This is a genomic window from Lutibacter sp. B1 (assembly GCF_012524075.1).
Taxonomy (GTDB): Bacteria; Bacteroidota; Bacteroidia; order Flavobacteriales; family Flavobacteriaceae; genus Lutibacter.
Genome location: NZ_JAAZUI010000101.1, coordinates 1 through 1,257, shown reverse-complemented (window position 1 = coordinate 1,257; position 1,257 = coordinate 1). Strand labels below are relative to the sequence as shown.

Genomic DNA, 1,257 nt, shown 5'->3' with positions numbered 1-1,257 from the left:
ATTATTTTATCATAATAAATTACATTTGTAAAGAAAATTAATATTTCTATACATAATGGAATCTGATAAATTGAAAAAATTACCACTTAATCAAGATATTGAAACTAAAAGAATACTTAAGAAAGTGGCTTCAGCTCACAGAGCATTAGCTGAATTAAAAGGAATTGTTTCCAGTATTCCAAATGAAAACATTTTAATAAATACTTTAGGTCTTCAAGAGGCTAAAGACAGTTCTGCTATTGAAAATATTATTACAACTCACGATGATATTTTTAAAGCTGAATTAAATCTAGAAGGTTTCAAATCATTAAATGCAAAAGAAGTCCAAAACTATATTTCTGCATTAAAAAAAGGATTCGGATTAATTACCAAAAATAAAATCCTAACAAACAATGATATCATTGCAATTCAATCTGAATTAGAGAAAAATAATGCTGGTTTTAGAAAAGTTCCCGGAACGGCTTTGAAAAATGCAACTACTGGAGAAATTATCTATACGCCTCCTCAAGATTATACCACAATTCAAGATTTAATGAAAAATCTTGAACAATATATAAACGATTCTACAATGTCTGAGTTTGATCCGTTAGTTAAAATGGCAATCATTCATTATCAATTTGAAAGTATCCATCCTTTTTACGATGGAAACGGAAGAACTGGTAGAATTATTAATGTTTTATACTTAGTAATGAATGATTTATTAAACTTACCTGTTCTTTATTTAAGTCGTTACATTATCGAGAACAAAGCTGATTATTATAATCTTTTACAAGAAGTAAGAGAAACTGATAATTGGGAAAATTGGATTTTATATATGTTAGATTGTGTTGAGCAAATCTCAAAAGAAACAATTGTACTTATCGGAAAAATAAGAGAATTAATCTATGAATATAAAAACTTGCTGAGAAATAATTATAAATTTTACAGTCAAGATTTATTAAATAATTTATTTAAGCATCCATACACCAAGATTGAGTTTATTGAGAACGATTTAGGAGTTTCAAGAATTACAGCTTCTAAATATTTGAATTTACTTGCTAAAGATAAAGTGCTTAAAAAAGAAAAATTAGGAACTGGTAATTATTATGTCAATGAGAAATTAATTAAGATTCTAACACTGAAAGATTAATTACTTTGGCTAACAATGGCTAAAAAAAATTGCTTCTTTATGCTAAATAGAAAAATTAAACTAAATTTAAACAACAAAACAAACAGCGGAAAAGTACGTTTTCAAATTCGCAACTTTTCCTAGCCTAA

General features: G+C 26.3%; 1 protein-coding gene. It reads left to right on the top strand.

Annotated features, from left to right (window positions below; translation table 11 throughout):
• Nucleotides 1–55 precede the first annotated feature (55 nt).
• On the top strand, nucleotides 56–1,129 hold the full coding sequence (locus tag HGB55_RS15040) for a Fic family protein (RefSeq protein WP_168817891.1): 1,074 nt from the start codon (nucleotides 56–58) through the stop codon (nucleotides 1,127–1,129).
• Nucleotides 1,130–1,257 lie beyond the last annotated feature (128 nt).